General features: G+C 47.9%; 2 protein-coding genes. One reads left to right on the forward strand and one right to left on the reverse strand.

The genetic code is table 11. The features are described from left to right. The coding region (locus tag KIV40_RS31085; protein WP_285353155.1) for a metallopeptidase TldD-related protein at positions 1-263 on the forward strand (263 nt) is incomplete at its 5' end. Positions 264-362: 99 nt separating this feature from the next. Here KIV40_RS31085 and KIV40_RS31090 read toward each other — a convergent pair. Further along, positions 363-662: PhoH family protein (locus tag KIV40_RS31090; RefSeq protein WP_285353156.1), on the reverse strand; the 300-nt coding region annotated here is incomplete at its 5' end.

Genomic DNA, 662 nt, shown 5'->3' on the forward strand with positions numbered 1-662 from the left:
ATGCTCCAAACTTCGGTGGCGGTCAGGTTGATATTACTTCAGGTAAGTTTGTATTCTCGGCTTCTGAAGCGTACATGATTGAAAACGGCAAAATCACTCACCCAGTGAAGGGCGCAACATTGATTGGCTCTGGTATCGAAGCGATGCAGCAAGTATCTATGGTCGGTAATGACCTAAGCATTGACCGTGGTGTAGGTGTGTGTGGTAAAGCAGGTCAAAGTGTACCAGTAGGTGTTGGTCAGCCAACGTTGAAGCTAGACTAACTGACTGTCGGTGGTACTGAGTAACCTCGGCTCACCTGATGAATAAAGAAAGCGCCTTCTCGTGAGGCGCTTTTTCGTATTTGTTAGTTAGGTTTAGAACTACATATTCTCTTCAGCAAACTCGGCCAAACGGCTTCGTACAACGCCATTGAGGTGGATATTGGCGCTGCCTTCGAAGTCTTTGAAACGCTCGACCATGTAGGTCAAGCCAGAGGTGACTGGGGTTAGGTAGGAAGAGTCGATCTGCGCTAGGTTACCCGAACAGACAATCTTGGTACCCTCACCACAGCGAGTAATGATGGTTTTAATCTGCGAGGCGGTGACGTTTTGGCACTCATCAAGCAACACGAAGGCGTTTTGAATCGAGCGACCACGCATGAAGTTGATCGATTTAAACTG

It is taken from the genome of Vibrio sp. D173a, assembly GCF_030248475.1.